At 65.2% G+C, this 16,404-nt stretch carries 14 protein-coding genes; 11 read left to right on the top strand and 3 right to left on the bottom strand.

The window, feature by feature from the left end:
• Positions 1-41 precede the first annotated feature (41 nt).
• Entirely contained in the window at positions 42-395 is a 354-nt protein-coding gene (locus J0I42_RS05890) for a cupin domain-containing protein (RefSeq protein WP_465247643.1), read from the top strand.
• 224 nt (positions 396-619) lie between these two features.
• On the top strand, positions 620-1,930 hold the full coding sequence (locus J0I42_RS05885) for an NAD(P)/FAD-dependent oxidoreductase (RefSeq protein WP_291653715.1): 1,311 nt from the start codon (positions 620-622) through the stop codon (positions 1,928-1,930).
• 100 nt (positions 1,931-2,030) lie between these two features.
• On the opposite strand, the gene J0I42_RS05880 is transcribed toward J0I42_RS05885, so the two are convergent.
• Together J0I42_RS05880 and J0I42_RS05875 are read right to left on the bottom strand one after the other, a co-directional pair.
• Positions 2,031-3,119, bottom strand: coding sequence for a hypothetical protein (locus tag J0I42_RS05880; RefSeq protein ID WP_291653714.1), 1,089 nt, complete (start codon positions 3,117-3,119; stop codon positions 2,031-2,033).
• Between the two features lie 2 nt (positions 3,120-3,121).
• A complete protein-coding gene (locus J0I42_RS05875) occupies positions 3,122-4,069 on the bottom strand; it encodes a histone deacetylase family protein (RefSeq protein ID WP_291653712.1) in 948 nt (315 codons plus the stop codon).
• Between the two features lie 216 nt (positions 4,070-4,285).
• Between J0I42_RS05875 and J0I42_RS05870 the strand changes: the two genes are divergently transcribed.
• The 6 genes from J0I42_RS05870 (at position 4,286) to J0I42_RS05845 (ending at position 11,435) form a co-directional block, all read left to right on the top strand.
• Positions 4,286-5,608: an aspartate aminotransferase family protein gene (locus J0I42_RS05870; RefSeq protein WP_291653710.1), complete on the top strand. Its 1,323-nt coding sequence runs from the start codon at positions 4,286-4,288 to the stop codon at positions 5,606-5,608.
• Between the two features lie 70 nt (positions 5,609-5,678).
• The gene (locus J0I42_RS05865) at positions 5,679-7,283 is read left to right on the top strand and encodes an ABC transporter substrate-binding protein (RefSeq protein WP_291653708.1); all 1,605 of its coding nucleotides are present in this window, start codon (positions 5,679-5,681) and stop codon (positions 7,281-7,283) included.
• A 65-nt stretch (positions 7,284-7,348) separates the two neighbouring features.
• Positions 7,349-8,326, top strand: coding sequence for an ABC transporter permease (locus tag J0I42_RS05860; protein ID WP_291653705.1), 978 nt, complete (start codon positions 7,349-7,351; stop codon positions 8,324-8,326).
• Positions 8,323-9,162 (top strand): ABC transporter permease, encoded by an 840-nt coding sequence (locus tag J0I42_RS05855; RefSeq protein ID WP_465247642.1) that lies wholly within the window; start codon positions 8,323-8,325, stop codon positions 9,160-9,162. The genes J0I42_RS05860 and J0I42_RS05855 overlap by 4 nt, the downstream gene beginning before the upstream one ends.
• Before the next feature lie 11 nt (positions 9,163-9,173).
• Entirely contained in the window at positions 9,174-10,826 is a 1,653-nt protein-coding gene (locus J0I42_RS05850) for an ABC transporter ATP-binding protein (protein WP_291654032.1), read from the top strand.
• Positions 10,827-10,829: 3 nt separating this feature from the next.
• On the top strand, positions 10,830-11,435 hold the full coding sequence (locus J0I42_RS05845; RefSeq protein ID WP_291653703.1) for a helix-turn-helix domain-containing protein: 606 nt from the start codon (positions 10,830-10,832) through the stop codon (positions 11,433-11,435).
• Between the two features lie 29 nt (positions 11,436-11,464).
• Here the strand turns inward: J0I42_RS05845 and gcvA are convergent, their stop codons facing one another.
• Positions 11,465-12,439 (bottom strand): transcriptional regulator GcvA, encoded by a 975-nt coding sequence (gcvA, locus tag J0I42_RS05840; protein ID WP_291653702.1) that lies wholly within the window; start codon positions 12,437-12,439, stop codon positions 11,465-11,467.
• 382 nt (positions 12,440-12,821) lie between these two features.
• Here gcvA and J0I42_RS05835 point away from each other — a divergent pair, with 382 nt between their 5' ends.
• From J0I42_RS05835 to J0I42_RS05825, 3 genes are all read left to right on the top strand, one after another.
• Positions 12,822-14,417 (top strand): ABC transporter substrate-binding protein, encoded by a 1,596-nt coding sequence (locus J0I42_RS05835; protein ID WP_291653699.1) that lies wholly within the window; start codon positions 12,822-12,824, stop codon positions 14,415-14,417.
• A gap of 64 nt (positions 14,418-14,481) precedes the next feature.
• Positions 14,482-15,492, top strand: a complete 1,011-nt coding sequence (locus J0I42_RS05830; RefSeq protein WP_291653697.1) for an ABC transporter permease subunit — start codon at positions 14,482-14,484, stop codon at positions 15,490-15,492.
• A 2-nt stretch (positions 15,493-15,494) separates the two neighbouring features.
• Positions 15,495-16,403, top strand: a complete 909-nt coding sequence (locus tag J0I42_RS05825; RefSeq protein ID WP_291653695.1) for an ABC transporter permease subunit — start codon at positions 15,495-15,497, stop codon at positions 16,401-16,403.
• The last annotated feature ends 1 nt before the right edge of the window (position 16,404 follow it).

The following is a 16,404-nucleotide window of genomic DNA, read 5'->3' as shown; positions in this document are numbered from 1 at the left end:
GCCATCGAAGCAGGGGGCGTCCTTACCGGGAGATCACCGACATGATGCCCTTGTTCTTGCCGATCGACATTGCCGGCGTTGAGCCGGTTGCAATCGAGATCTCCAGGGAACGCGTCGTCGAGGGCGCGCCGAAGGCGAGAGCCTGGATGATGGAAAGGCATGCGGGCGGCAGCCTTACCTCCGGCGTCTGGGAGGCGACGCCGGGCACCTGGCGCGTCACCTACGACAAATGGGAATTCTGCTCCATCCTCTCCGGTCTCTCGGTCGTCACCGAGGATGGCGGTGCCGCGCGTACCGTGCGGGCGGGTGATGCTTTCATCATCCGCCCCGGCTTCAGTGGGCTCTGGCAGGTGGTCGAGACCACCCGCAAGTCCTTCGTGATCCACCGGGCCTGAGTCTTGGGCTGCGCGAGATGCCGGCGTGGGTGCTCATCCATCGAATGAGACAATATCATTTGCCGCTCATCGCATGCGCTCGATAGCCTTTCTCATGCGGGTGCCGCGACGGGATATCCGATCTTCTTACACGTGCCACCGGCTTGCGCCTCGGTCGTTGCCGCTTCCCGCGGCGTCGCGGAGGTGCGCCGTTTCAGGAGGGCCTCGCGAGAGGCTGGCGAAGGATGACGGTCTTCAGTGATGGATTTGTCGAGACGCCCTATTGGTGGGAGGCGGCGGCGCCGGAGGAGGGGCGTCCGCATTCCGAGCTGCGGGATGTCGACTTCCTAGTCATCGGTGCCGGTCTGACAGGGTTGAACGCCGCGATCACGCTGGCCGGTGCCGGCTGCGATGTGGCCGTCGTCGATGCGCGCCTGATCGGCGAGGCTGCGAGCACCCGCAATGGCGGCCAGATCCGGGCGGAAAGCAAGGTCGCGACCAGCGAGCTCAGCAGGCGCTTCGGCGAAGACGTGGCACGCGGGGTTCTCGCTGATTTTACCGCGGGCCGGACTTTCCTTGCGGAACGCATCGCCGCGCTGGGGATCGATTGCGACTATCAATGGACTGGTTTCTTCTTTGGCGCTCATACCCGGCGCGACCATCTGGCCCAGCAGCTCCGGCACGAGAAGGCCAAGGCCGCCGGCCGGGTGATCGGAGCCGTGGTTCCGCCATCGGAACTGGCGAGCGAAGTGAAGACCTCACTCTACCATGGCGGCTATCTCTATTTCGACGGCGGGCAACTGCATCCGGCGCGCTATCATGCCGGCTTGCGCCGGGCCGCGGTTTCCGCCGGGGCCAAACTGTTCTCGCGCCTGCCCGTGCAGGCGATCATCCGTGACGGCGCCGGCTTCCTCGTCCGGTTCCCGGGGGCGGATATCAGGGCGCGGCAGGTCATCCTCGCCACCAACGGCTATACCGATCAGGCTGCGACCTGGATCAGGCGCCGTCTGATTCCGGCGCGCAGCTACATGATCGCGACCGAGCCTCTGGCGCCCGGCCTCGCCGAGGCCCTGATCCCGGGCGGGAGACCCGTCGCCGACACCAAGCGCATCCTATATTACTTCCGCACCTCGCCGGACCGGCAGCGGATTCTGTTCGGCGGCCGCGCCAGCTTCAGCGACGATGGCGCCCGCACGGCCGCGATGCGCCTGCACGGCTTCATGACGAACGTCTTTCCCGAGTTGGCCAAGACGAAGCTGAGCCATGCCTGGTACGGCAATTTCGCGCTGGCCTTCGACTGGCTGCCACATGTCGGCGTGCACGAGGGCGTGCACTATGCCTGCGGCTGCAACGGCAGCGGCGTGATGATGTTGAGCTATCTCGGCCATGCGGCAGCGCTCAGGGCTATGGGCCAGCCCGGGGTGATCAAGGGGCTCGACCGCGTGCCATTCCGGACCCTGCCGACCTATGATGGTCGTCCCTGGTTTCTTCCGGTGGTCGGCAACGCCTACAAGATCCGCGACGGCTGGAATCGGCTGACGGACAGGGCGGCATAGCTCGGGCCTGCCCGTTTTCGCAAAGATGACGAAGCGGCCTCCGGGCCGCTTCTTCGTTTCTGCTGCGGTCGGGCTGGATCAGGCGATCCGGCACCGGCGCTCAGACAAGGAACCGCATGATGAACCGCGCCTGTTCCGCCGCGTTGTCGGGGTGGACCTGCGCGATAGTGGCGCCTGTCAGGATATGCAGCGCCCTGGTCGTCTCATCGGTAAAGACGATCGTCCCGTCGGCTTCGATACACTCGACGCCGTCCCAGCGCAGCGAGCTCTCGTTGATGGCGATGGCCTGTGCCTTGCTCCAGTGCGCGGCGAGATCGAGGTCGATCTGCCCGTTCGCGACGCGCACGGGATAGCCGCCGACCAGCCCGAGCACACCGGGAAGATGCGTGCGCACCGGTGCCGGGTGAAGCAATGCCCGCATGGCATCAATAGCTGCGGAGGCGGTGATACGGTTGAAATGCAGATCGAAGGGAAACGGGAACGGCGTGCGCAGGGCCTCGCGGCCCATCGCGGTGCAATCCTTGCCGTCGACCACGACCTCCAGGAGATAGGGCGGCAACTCAGCAGCCGGCTCAGCCTGGAACACGGCATATTCGAAAGCGTGCTGCGCGACCAGCCGGACCTCGACCTGCGCCGGCGCGACGCCGAGCCTGCCGCCGAGCAGGGCCTGGATCTTGGCGACGGGCTCGCGGACATTGCCGATGCCGCAACACGGCCCGAGGCCGCTGCGTGCGAGGCTGGGATTGACGACATCGGGGAAGGAGGCCGCGATCCAGTGCGTGTCGATGCCGGCTTCGGCGAGGCGGGAGCGGAACATCGCCATCGGTGCGAGCTGAAGGCTGACATAGCCGCCGAACGGCACCTTCTCGGCGGGCGTCTCCGCCGCGCCATCGAGTCCCCCGACTTTCCACCAGGGCAGGAGCGTCGGCGCGCAGAAGACGATGTCCGGCGCGATGCTGCGCAAGGCCGCGACGCTGGCCGGCTCGTTGAAATCGAAGCCGACGGCCTCGAAGCGCGGGAAGAAGCCGTCGATGCCGCAGCCGAGCAGGGCGTTGTTGATGCGGGCGCGCGCCTTCTCGACCGAGCGGCTCGCCACCACGATCCGCTCGAACAGGCCGCTGCGTCCCGCCGCTTCGAGCACATTGGTGCCGAGCTCGCCGAGCGAGACGATGAGAAGCGTGGCAGACATGGTCACCCCAGGATGTCGAGAATATCGGCAACAGTCTCGCCGAGCGCGGCGGATGCGTAGCCGCCTTCCTGCACGATCGCCATCGGCAGATTCAGCCGTGCGATCATCTCGGCCATGCGCCGGAAGCCGGCATCGCTGACCTTGTGTCGTCCATGCGGATCATGGACCGAGGCATCGACGCCGAGCGAGAGAACGAGCGCCTGCGGGGCAAAAGCCTGGATGCCATCCAGCGCCGCCGCGAGAGCTTCGAGGAAGGGTCCATCGCCCGATCCGACGGGAAAGGGGACGTTGAGGGTCGCGCCTTTGCCCCCGCCTTCGCCGCACTGATCCGCATAGCCCCAGTAGAACGGATAATATTGGTCGGGATCGCCGTGGATCGAGGCAAAATAGACATCGCCACGCTCGTAGAAGATCTCCTGCGTGCCGTTGCCATGATGAACGTCGACATCGAGGATGGCGACGCGCGCGAAGTGCCTGCGCAGCTCCTCGGCAGCGACCGCCGCATTGTTGAGATAGCAGAAGCCCATGGCACGATCGCCGCCGGCATGGTGGCCCGGTGGCCGACACAGGGCGTAGACGGTGGCATTGCCCTCGATCACCAGCTGCGCCGCCGTCGCCGCGCCCTGGGCGGCGGCATAGGCGGCCGGCCAGGTTCCGTCGGTAATCTCGCAGGCCATGTCGCCGGTGTACCAGCCGAGCTGCCCGACAGGGCCGGAAGGGCGGCGCGCCGTTGGGCCGCGCGGGTGCACATTCGGCATGGCCGCAGCCTCCGCTCCCGCGAACGCGGTCCAGTCGTTGCGTGCCGCTTGCAGGAACGCGACGAAATCCGCGTCATGCACGGCCAGGATCGGAGCGAGCCCGAGATCGCGCGGCCCGATCAGCTCATGCCCTCGCCGAACCACGGCGTCGCGGATGAAGGTCGCCCGTTCGGCGGTCTCAGGGCTGGACACGATCTGGCCTGACCGAATGAACCGCGTGCCGTGATGCACCAATTGCTGAGCCGACCAAACAACCTGCATTCCGTTTCTCGCTTTCGGTCGACGCGGCGCCTTGACAACGCAAATCAGCTTGTTTCCTATAGTCAACAAATGAGCACAGTAGAGAACAAGGGTCAAGGCGAACCGCGTGATGGCGCGGTGCCGGCTGCAAGGTGAGGAAGGCGAGACATGCTGCGGAATACGGCTTCGGGTCAGCTCTTCGAGCGGGGCATGAAGGTGCTGGTGGAGGGGGTGAGCTCGGCTTCACGCGGGCCGACCAATTATGCCCCTTATCCGCCCTATATGCGCAGCGGTTCCGGCGCTCGCCTTCGTGATGTCGACGGCAACGAATATATCGACTGGATGATGTCCTTCGGCGCTCTGCCGCTCGGCCACGCGCATCCGGCGATCGTGGAGGCGGTCCAGCGCGAGGTTGTGCACGGCACCCATTTCGCCACGGCTCTGGAGGTCGAGGTCGAGGTCGCCGAGATGCTGGTCGGTCTGCTGCCGCACGCACAGAAGATCCGCTTCGCCAATACCGGCACCGAGGCCTGCATGGCCGCGTTCCGCCTGGCGCGGGGCCTCACCGGGCGCTCCAAGATCCTCAAGTTCGAGGGGCACTACCATGGTTGGTACGATGCGGTGCTGCTGAACAGCAATCCGCAATTGCCGACCTCGCTGGGGCATCCCAACGACCCGATCCGCATCCCCGACAGCTCGGGCCTGACGGCGGGCTCCTGGGCCGACACGCTCGTCGTGCCGTGGAATGACGAGGCAGCGCTGACCCGGGTTATGGAAGCGCATGGCCGCGATATCGCCTGCGTCGTCACCGAAGGCGTCATGACCAATATGGGCGTGATTCCGCCGAAGGAGGGCTATCTCCAGTTCATCCAGTCGATCTGCAAGGCCCATGGCGCGCTATTCTACCTGGATGAAACGGTGACTGGTTTCCGCCTGGGCGCCGGCGGCTGCGTCGAGCGCTACGGGCTTTCTCCGGACATCGTCACCTATGGCAAGGCGCTCGGCCAGGGCTTCCCGATCGCGGCGATCTGCGGCCCCGACCACATCATGGAAGGTCTGGAGTGGGGGAAGATCCTCCATTACGGCAGCCATAATGCGCCGCGGCTCGGGCTCTACGCCACCAAGACCATGCTGGAGGTGATGACCGCGGACAAGGCGGCCGGCTTCGCGCAATTGCAAGCCTCCGGAACCGCAATGGCGAACGCGCTGCGGGAGGTGATCGGCGCCCAGAAACGCCACCGCGCGATCGTCCAGAACGTCGGATCGGTCTTCCAGATCTATTTCACCGACCGCGATGAAATCACGGACTATCGCGAATTCTGCACGCATGTCGACCGCGCCAAGTTCAAGGCTTTCGCCAATACCCTGATGCAGGAGGGGGTCTACATGTCACCTGCAAACACCCTGCACAGTCTGAGCTCGCTCGCGCATGGCGAGGTCGAGATCAAGGCGACGGCCGAAGCGGTGGCACGCACGCTCGCCACGTTGTGAGAGGAACGGGCGGCGCCAAGACCGCCCGGCCTCGCCAGATTCAACACAATCAGAACAAGGGGAAACGATCATGACGGGCTTCAACAAACGTGAACTGCTCAAGGCCGGCGCCGCCGGCCTTGCGGCGGGTGAAGTGTTCTTCGGGCTGAGCCCGCTGGCCAGCGGATCGATCACGGCGCTGGCACAGACGGCCAAGCGCGGGGGTGTCGCGCGGGCAGTGGTTCATCCGGAGCCGTCGAGCCTGATGCTGGGCCTCGTCCAGAACACGCCGACGCAGATGGTCGCCGGCAGCATCTACGAGAGCCTGCTGAAATATGGCCATGATCTGAAGCCGATTCCCTCGCTCGCCGAGCGCTGGGAGATATCGGAAGACGGTAAGGCCTATACCTTCCATCTCAAGCGCAACGTCAAATGGCATGACGGCAAGCCCTTCACCGCCGATGACGTGGTCTTCTCGACCGACGTCTTCCTGCGCGAATTGCACCCGCGTTGGCGCCCGGTCGCCACCACCCATGTCGAGCGTATCGAGAAACTCGACGACTTCACCGTGCGCTACCAGTTGAAGAACCCCTTCGGCCCGTTCATCCTGATGTTCGAGCTGAGCACCACGCCGATCGTGCCGAAGCACCTCTATGCCGGCACCGACTACAAGACCAATCCCAATAACAACACGCCGATCGGCACCGGCCCGTTCAAGCTGGCGGAATGGACGCGCGGCTCGCATATCAAGCTGACCCGCAATCCCGACTACCATGTGCAGGGACTGCCCTATCTCGACGAAATCTACTGGCAGATCATCCCGGACGCCGCGGCGCGCGTCGTCGCCTACGAAACCGGCGCGGTCGACATCCTGACCGGCGGCACGGTCGAGAATTTCGACGTCGCCAAGCTCTCGAAGCAGCCGAACACCGCGGTCACCGGCAAGGGCTGGGAGATGATCGCGCCCCAGTCCTGGCTCTGGTTCAACCATCGTCAGGGCCTGATGGCGAAGAAGTCCTTCCGCCAGGCGGTGATGTACGGCATGGACCGGGAATTCGCCAAGGACGTGATCTGGAACGGGCTGGCGCGGCTGGCCACGGGGCCGGTCAACTCGAAGACCCGCTTCTACAGCGACAAGGTCACGGCTTACGGCTTCGACCCTGCCAAGGCCAAGACGCTGCTCAAGGAATCCGGCTACAAGGGCGAGCCGATCCGCCTGCTGGCGCTGCCCTATGGCGAGGCCTGGACGCGCTGGGCGGAAGCGGTGAAGCAGAATCTTGCCGATATCGGCATGAACGTCCAGCTCGTGACCACCGATGTCGCCGGCTATGGCCAGCGTCTGTCGGACTGGGATTTCGATCTCGCCTTCACCTGGCTGTCGCAGTTCGGCGATCCGGCGCTGGGCGTGGCGCGGACCTATGTTTCCAGCAACATCGCCAAGGGCTCGCCCTGGAACAATGTCGCCGGCTATTCCAACCCGGAGGTCGACCGGCTGTTCGCGGAGGCTGCTGTCGCGAATGGTGATGCGGCGCGGCAGGAACTCTACACCAAGGTTCAGCAAATCCTGGTTGACGACCTGCCGGTTGCCTGGATGCTGGAGCTCGAGTTCCCGACGATCTACCGAAGCAATTTCAGCAACCTGATCAAGACCGCGACCGGCATGAACGACGCCTTCCAGGACGCCTGGAAGGCCTGAGGCAGGCCGCCGATGGCGCGGGGGATCGCTTTTCCCTCGCTGCCGTCGGGAGCGTGGAGGAACGCGTGACGTTCGCATTGTTTCTGCTTCGAAAGGCGCTGGGAGCGGCCGTGATCCTGGTCGCCATCGCCACCCTGAACTTCTTCCTGCTGCGCCTGGCGCCGGGTGACCCGGCCCAGGTCATGGCCGGCGAAGCCGGCGCGGGCGACGCCGTCTTCATGCAGCAGTTGCGCGAGCGCTTCGGCCTCGACCGGTCGCTGGCCGAGCAGTTCTGGATCTATCTCAAAGGCATCCTCAGCCTCGATCTGGGTTTCAGCTATCGCCAGCAGCGTCCGGTGCTCGATCTGATCACAGAGCGTCTGCCGGCGACGCTGCTCCTGACGGGTTCCGCGCTGCTGATCTCCCTCGTCGCAGGGGTGCTGTTCGGCGTCATTGCGGCGCGACGGGTCGGGCGTGCTTCCGACAGCGCGATCATGACGGGCTCGCTGGTGTTCTACGCCATGCCGCTGTTCTGGCTGGCGATCATCGCCCAGATCGTCTTCTCCAAATATCTGGGATGGCTGCCGAATGTCGGTTACGAAAGCATGGGGTCGGGCTTCACCGGGGCAAGGCGCGCGCTCGATATCGGCCGGCATCTCATTATGCCCGCGATGACGCTCGGCCTGTTCTTCACCGCCGTCTACGCCCGGATGATGCGCTCCTCGATGCTGGAGGTTTCGCGCTTCGACTACGTCAAGACGGCCTATGCCAAGGGGCTGGCGCCGGGCGCGGTCGTCCGCCACCACATGGTTCCCAACGCGATCCTGCCGGTGGTGACGCTGGCGGGCCTGCAGGCCGGGCAACTCGTCGGCGGCTCGCTCCTGGTCGAGACCGTCTTCGCCTGGCCGGGCATCGGCCGGCTGCTCTTCGACGCCTTGCTGCAGCGTGACTATCAGGTGCTGCTCGGGGTGTTCTTCACCTGCTCGGCCATGGTCATCGTGTTCAACATCCTGACGGACCTGATGTACCGGTTCGTCGATCCGCGCATCGAGGCGGTCTCGTGAGCTCCTTCATGCGGACCTTCGCGCGCAATCGCGGCGCGGTGATCGGATTATGCATCCTCGCGGTCGTCATCATTGTCGCGGTCCTCGCCCCGCTGCTCTACCCCGGCTCGCCCTGGCGGATGGTGCACCGGCCGTTCCTCGCGCCCTTCGTTCTGGACCGGGCACCGCTCGGCTCGGACACGGTCGGGCGGGACATCCTCGCCGGGCTGGTCCATGGCGCGCGCGTCTCACTCCTGATCGGACTGGTCTCGACCCTGGTCGCGCTGCTGGTCGGCGTGCCGCTCGGCGCCGTTTCCGGGTATTTCGGCGGTTGGGTCGATGCCGCGCTGATGCGGGTGACCGAGTTCTTCCAGACCATCCCCTCCTTCGCGCTCGCCATCGTCATCGTCTCGATCCTGCAACCCTCGGTCGCCTCGATCGTGCTCGCCATCGCGATCGTGAGCTGGCCACCGGTGGCGCGGCTGGTGCGCGGTGAGGTTTTGAGCATCCGCACCCGCGACTATGTCCAGGCGGCGGTGGTCACCGGTCTGCCGGTCCGCAAGATCATCCTGGGAGAGGTGCTGCCCAATGTGATCTCGCCGGTGATCGTGCTGGCCTCGCTGATGACCGCGACGGCGATCCTGCTGGAAAGCTCGCTCTCCTTCCTCGGGCTCGGCGACCCCAATGTGATGAGCTGGGGCTACATGGTCGGCTCGGGTCGCAGCCGCGTGCTCGACCAGTGGTGGATCAGCTTCATTCCAGGCTCGGCGATCTTCGTCACCGTGCTGGCGCTGAACCTCATCGGCGAGGGCCTGAACGACGCCTTCAACCCGACCCTGCGCGGGAGGCGCACATGAGCGGGGCCTCGATGATGGAGCCGGTCCTGTCCATCCGCGACCTCGCCGTTGCCTTGCCGGGCGGCGGCGACCGCGCCCACGCGATCCGCAATGTCGGCTTCGAGGTCCGGCGCGGCGAGACGCTCTGCATCGTCGGTGAATCCGGCTCCGGCAAGTCGATGACGGCTCATGCCGTGATGGGACTTCTGCCGCAAGGCCTCAAGGTGGGAGCCGGCGAGATCAAGCTGGCCGGGAAGGTACTGACCGCTTGCTCCGATCGCGAATGGCGCGCCATTCGCGGCCGCTCCATCGGAATGATCTTCCAGGAGCCGATGACCTCGCTCAATCCGGTACAGCGGATCGGCGATCAGATCGTCGAGGTCTTCAAGGCCCATGGCGCGCTGAGTCCGGGCGAGCGCCGTGCGAAGGCCCTGGCGCTGCTGACCGAAGTCGGTCTGCCAGAGCCGGAGACGTTGCTGCGTGCCTTCCCGCATCAGCTTTCCGGCGGCCAGCGCCAGCGCGTGATGATCGCGATGGCGGTGGCGCTGGAGCCGCATCTCCTGATCGCCGACGAGCCGACGACGGCGCTCGACGTGACCACGCAGGGGCAGATCCTGAAGCTGATCGCCCGGCTCCAGCGCGAGCGCGGGATGAGCGTGCTGTTGATCACCCATGATTTCGGCGTTGTCGCCGAGATTGCCGACCGGGTCGTGGTGATGCATCAGGGCCGCGTCGTCGAGAGCGGTACGGCGGCCGATGTTCTTCAGCACCCGCAACATGCCTATACCAAGACGCTGCTCGCCGCGGTGCCCTCTCTGACGCCCCCGCCGGCAGCTTCGCTCGGCGGGCAGCCGATTGCGCTCAGCGTCGAGCGCCTGCGCAAGACTTATGTCAGCCGGGCGAGCCTGTTCAGGGCGCCGCGCAAGGTCGCCGCGGCCGACGATGTCAGCTTCAATCTGCGGCGCGGCGAGACGCTCGGCCTGATCGGCGAATCCGGTTCGGGCAAGTCGACGGTGGGCAAGTGTCTGGTGCGCCTGCTGGTGCCGGATGCGGGCGCGATCCGGTTGGGAGATACCGATTTCCTCGCCCTGCGCGGCGAGTCCCTGCGGGCTGCCCGCCGCAAGGTGCAGATGATCTTCCAGGATCCCTATGCCTCGCTCAATCCGCGCAAGACGGTTAGCCGGATCATCACCGACGGGCCGATCGCGCACGGCGTCGCGCGGCAAGTGGCCGAGCGTCGGGCCGGCGAACTGATGGAACTCGTCGGGCTCAATGCCGACAGCCTGAAACGCTATCCGCACGAATTCTCCGGCGGCCAGCGCCAGCGCATCGGCATCGCCCGGGCGCTCGCGCTCGAACCCGAGGTCATCGTCGCCGACGAGGCGGTTTCGGCGCTCGATGTCTCCGTGCAGGCGCAGGTGCTCGCGCTTCTCGCCGAGCTGAAGCAGAAGATGGCGCTGTCGCTGGTGTTCATCACCCATGATCTGCGGGTTGCGGCCCAGATCTGTGACCGGGTCGCGATCATGCAGCGCGGCAGGATCGTTGAAATCGGTGCGACAGAAGCGGTATTTGCTGACCCAGAACATGCCTACACACGGGAGCTGCTCGCAGCCGTGCCGGGGGCGCCTCGCGGGGCGTCGCAACGGGAAGGCGCCATGGGCGCCGATGAAGTGAAAGGTCGTTGACGCATGCCGGATATCGCCACGCCTCCCGTGCCGGATACCGGTTCGGTGCGCCCTCAGATGAGGATCGGAGAGCGGATCCGGGCGTCGCGCACCGAACAGGGACTGACGCTGGACGAGGTCAGCCGCCGCGGCGGCGTCTCGAAATCGGCACTGTCGAAGATCGAGAACGGCCGGGCATCGCCGACCTTCGAGGTCCTGGAACTGGTCGCCGCCGGCCTCGGCGTCACGCTGGTCAGCCTGCTCTCGGAACAGGGGGCGGGCCAGCCCGGCCGCCTGACGACGACGCCCGCCGGTGAAGGCCGGCGCAGCGAGGAAGCGAACTACGTCCACGAATATCTCTGCACCGGGCTGAAGGACCGACGGATGGTGCCCTTCGTGACCACCGTCAAGGCACGCGCCGCGCATCAGTTCGAGAAGCCGGCCTCGCACAAGGGCGAGGAGTTCCTCTACGTGCTGGCGGGGGAGGTCGCCTTCGTCAGCGGTACCTATGACGAGATCAGGCTGAAGCACGGTGACAGCCTCTATTTCGACAGCCGGCTGACCCATCTCTGCTATACGATCGGCGATGTCGACGCGACCCTGCTCTGGGTCTGGTGCGAGACCGGCTGAGGCGCCTCCTCATAGGGGCGGCAGGGAGCTCACCCTTCCGGGGAGGGCGCTGCGGGAGCCGCGCGTCCCTTTCCGGCGCGGGACGAAGGCAGCCGGGAGGCGGGCGTCATCGAGGCTTCGTCCATCACCTGTTTGGCGAGAAAAGCACGAAACGAGCGGATGGCCGGGTGGCCTTCCTTGGCCGGCGCATAAAGGACGTAATAGGACTGCTCGCACGGAATTGAGACATCGAACGGGCAGACGAGCCGACCCGCCTTGATGTCCGCGAAGATGAGCGGCGTGCGACCGAGCGCGATCCCCTGGCCATTCATCGCGGCGAGCAGCAGCGTGTTGCTGTCGTCGATGATCAGGCCGCGATTGGAGTTGACCCGGCGCGCGCCCGCCGCCCGCAGCCATTGCCCCCATTCGGCGTGGTTGTCTTCATGCAGCAAGGTGTAGTGCCGCAGGTCGTCCGGCTTGTTCAGGGGCAGGTCGTCCCGCAGATAGTCGGGTGCGCAGACGGGGATCAGATGGCTGCGGCAGAGCTGTTCGGCACAGAAGCCCGACCATTTTCCGTCGCCCCATCTGATCGCGAGATCGATTTCGGTCTTGATCAGGTCGCGGCTCGAAATCGAGTGATAGAGGTGCAGCTCGATATTGGGAAACTCCGCGGTGAAAGAGGCAAGCCGCGGGAGGAGCCATTTCGAGCTGAGGGATGGGGTCAGCGAGATGTTCAGGCTTGCGCTCTGGGCGGCATGGGCGCGCAGGTCCCGGATGGTGGCCTCGATGTCCTGAAACGCGCTGGTGAGGATGCGGAACAGGTTTTCGCCAGCGGTGGTGAGCGCGACCTTGCGGATCTGCCGGTGGAACAGGGAGAAGCCGAGCTTCTGTTCCAATCCCTTGATCTGGTGGCTGACGGCGGCCTGCGTGACGCAGAGTTCGTCGGCTGCGCGGGTGAAGCTGGCCAGCCGCGCCGCGGCCTCGAAAACCTTGAGCGCTTTCAGATGACTGAGTGAGACGTGCATCGGTCTGCCGTGAGCGCCGGAGAGGTCGCGAGATCGTATGATCAGAGCGGATAATCTCGATGTGTACGAGTTATTTTTTCTAATGCTTGAGATGAAGTCATATCATTTGTCGCCCAGATATCGACTTCCCTAACCTTCGATGGATCTTTCGCCAGCAGCGGAAGGATACGGACGGAGGGCTGCATTGCCGGCGAGATCTGCCGGCCAGACTGCGACTGACAAGGCGCAACCGGTCGGCGGCCCGCGATCGTGGCGACACAGATCGTCATCGAAGGCCGAGCGCTCGTGAAGCCGGCGCTGCAGGCAGCCGACACATCGAAGCGGCAGCACAAGTCGGCAGAAGCCGCGGGCTGCGCGGAACAACGATCTCGGGGAGGAAAGCATGAAGGCGATATTCTTCAGGACAGCCGCGGCGGCTGCGCTGGCAGTGGCCATGACGTCCGGTGCATTGGCAAAGACGATGACCTATTGCTCCGAGGGCAGCCCGGAGAACTTCAACCCTCAGATCAACACGACGGGCCCGAGCCTCAGCGCAGCCCACCCGGTCTTCAACCGGCTCGTCGAGTTCGAGCGCGACTCGACCAAGCTCAGGCCCGGTCTGGCGGAATCCTGGGAGATCTCGGCCGACGGGCTGACCTATACCTTCCGTCTGCGCAAGAACGCGAAGTTCCATGCGCGCAACGATTTCAAGCCGACGCGCAGCTTCACGGCCGACGACGTGATCGCGACCTTCGACCGGATGTGGCGCAAGGATCACCCCTACCATCAGGTCTCGGGCGGAGCTTACGACTACTTCAACGACATGGGATTTCACACGCTGCTGAAATCTATCACCAAGGTCGACGACAACACCTTGCGCGTCGAACTGACCAAGCCTGATGCGACCTTCCTCGCCAGCCTCGCGATGACTTTCGCCTCCATCCACTCGAAGGAATACATGGATGCGATGCTGAAGGCGGGAACCCCGGAGAAGGTCGACCAGGTCCCGGTCGGAACCGGACCCTTCATGTTCGTCGACTACAAGAAGGACGCGACGATCCGCTACACGGTCAATCCGGATTATTTCAACGGCAAGCAGCCGATCGACCGGCTCGTCTACGCGATCACGCCGGATGCCGCCGTGCGCATGGCCAGGGTCCAGGCAGGCGAGTGCCTGCTCGCGCCCTATCCGAGCCCTGCCGACCTGCCGCGGCTGAAAGGGGACGCCAAGCTGAATGTCATGGAGCGCGAAGGCCTCAATGTCGGCTACCTCGCCTTCAATACCAGCAAGAAGCCGTTCGACGACAAGCGGGTCCGCCATGCTGTCAGCATGGCCATCGACCGCGATGCCATCGTCAAGGCGGTCTTCCGCGGCACCGGCATCGTTGCGGCCAATCCGATCCCGCCGACGATCTGGGCCTATAACGAGACGCTGAAGCCCTATCCCTACGATGTCGAGAAGGCCAAGGCCCTGCTGAAGGAGGCAGGCGTCGGCGAACTCTCGGTCGATCTCTGGGCCATGCCGGTGCAGCGGCCTTACAACCCCGACGCCCGGAAGATGGCCGAGATGATGCAGGCGGACCTCGCCAAGGTCGGCATCAAGGCCGAAATCAAGAGCTACGAGTGGGGTGAGTACCGCAAGCGCCTCCAGGCCGGCGAGCATACGCTCGGACAATATGGCTGGATCGGCGACAATGGCGATCCCGACAACTTCATGAACGTGTTGCTGTCGTGCTCGACCGCCCGTCAGGGCGGCCAGAACATCGCCCGCTGGTGCAGCAAGGAGTATTCGGATCTGGTCGAGCAGGCCAAGTTCATCACCGATACGGCGAAGCGGACCGAACTCTACCGGAAGGCGCAGGAGGTCTTCCATGCCGAGGCACCGTGGCTGCCGATCGCGCACGGGATCGTCTATCACGTCGCCAGCAAGAAGGTGAAAAACTACCAGATCCATCCGCTGGGCACGCCGATCTTCGAAGGCGTCGATATCGACGAGTAAGAGCAGCCATCGCCGCGGCGGAAGCGGATGCGCTTCCGCCGCTCCTTCCATGCAGGCGAGGCTCATGCTCCGTTATCTTGCGGCCCGGATCGGCCTGATCGTCCCGACGTTTTTCGGCATCATCTTCCTAACCTTCATCCTGATCCGCCTGGTTCCGGGCGATCCCGTGGAGGTGCGTCTCGGCGAACGCGGCATCGAGCCGGAACGGCACGCCGCGCTGCTCAGGCAGATGGGGCTCGACAAGCCGCTTGCGGAACAGTTCCTCGGCTATGTCGCAGGCGTCCTGCGCGGCGATCTCGGGGTCTCGTTCTCGACGCAGCAGCCGGTCCTGCGGGAATTCATGAGCCTGTTCCCGGCGACGATCGAGCTGACCTTCTGCGCCGTGCTGCTGGGCGTTCTGATCGGAATCCCTGCCGGCATCCTGGCGGGAATGAAACGCGGATCGCTCTACGACCACCTGATGATGACGGCTTCGCTCACCGGCTATTCCATGCCGATTTTCTGGTGGGGTTTGCTGCTGATCCTGACCTTCTCGGTCAATCTGCACTGGACCCCGGTCTCCGGCCGCATCGACCTGTCCTATTTCGTCGACAGCGTCACCGGCTTCATGACCATCGACGCCCTGCTGTCGGACGAACGCGGCGCCTTCCGCTCGGCGATCATGCATCTCATGCTGCCGACGATCGTGCTGGCGACGCTGCCGCTGGCGGTGATCGCGCGCATGACCCGGTCGGCCATGCTCGAGGTTCTCGGCGAGAATTATATCCGCACCGCCCGCGCAAAGGGACTGTCAGCCCTGCGCGTCGTCAATCTCCACGCGCTGCGCAATGCCCTGATCCCGATCGTCACCGTCATCGGCCTGCAGATCGGCGTGCTGCTCGGCGGGGCAATCATCACCGAGACGATCTTCTCCTGGCCCGGCATCGGGAAATGGCTGGTCGAAGCCATCGCACGGCGCGATTACCCTGTCCTGCAAGGCGGCGTGCTCATCATCGCCTCGCTGGTGATGCTGGTGAACCTGATCGTCGACGTCGCCTACGGGTTGCTCAACCCGCGAATCCGGCACGGGCGCTGATCATGGCCGCGCTCGAAACCGGAACGACGAAACCGTCATCACGCGCCAGGCGCGAGAGCCTGACGGCCGAGACCTGGCGCTCGCTGCGCCGCAACCGCGGTGCGATGAGCGGGCTCGCCATCGTCGTGCTCCTGTTGCTGACCGCGGTCTTCGCCGACATCGTCGCACCGCACGGCCCGGCGGAGCAGTTTCGCGACCACCTGCTCCAGCCGCCCGTCTGGTCGGAGGGCGGGGCATGGCGGTTCCCGTTCGGGACGGACGATCTCGGGCGCTGCGTGCTGTCCCGGCTCATCCACGGCTCGCGCCTGTCGCTGCTGATCGGCTTCCTGGTCGTGAGCTTCTCTCTGACCTGCGGCGGTCTGCTCGGGCTGGTGGCCGGCTTCTTCGGCGGAACCGCCGATCTCCTGATCATGCGGGCGATGGATATCCTGCTGGCACTGCCGAGCCTGCTGCTGGCGCTGGTGATCGTCGCGATCCTGGGACCCGGCCTCACCAACGCGATGATCGCCGTGGCGGTGGTCTTCCTGCCGCATTTCGCACGACTCATGCGCGCCTCGGTGCTGAGTGAGGCGGCGCGGGACTATGTCGTCGCCTCGCGGGTCGCGGGAGCCAGCCGCTGGCGCCTGATGACCGATACGATCCTGCCCAATTGCGTGGCGCCGCTGATCGTCCAGACGACGCTGAGCTTCTCGGCCGCGATCCTCGATGCCGCTGCGCTTGGCTTTCTCGGACTCGGCGCCCAGCCGCCGACGCCGGAATGGGGCACGATGCTCGCATCGGCGTTGAGCTTCCTCCAGGCCGCGCCCTGGGTCGTGACGCTGCCCGGCTGCGCCATCCTGATCACCGTGCTCGCCTTCAACCTTCTCGGCGACGGCCTGCGCGATGCGCTGGATCCGAAACTGAAGCGGTGAG

The sequence above is a fragment of the Allobosea sp. genome (assembly GCF_017308015.1).
Taxonomy (GTDB): domain Bacteria; phylum Pseudomonadota; class Alphaproteobacteria; order Rhizobiales; family Beijerinckiaceae; genus Allobosea.
Note: the sequence above shows the minus strand (reverse complement) of the source record. Positions and strands in the feature narration are given on the sequence as shown.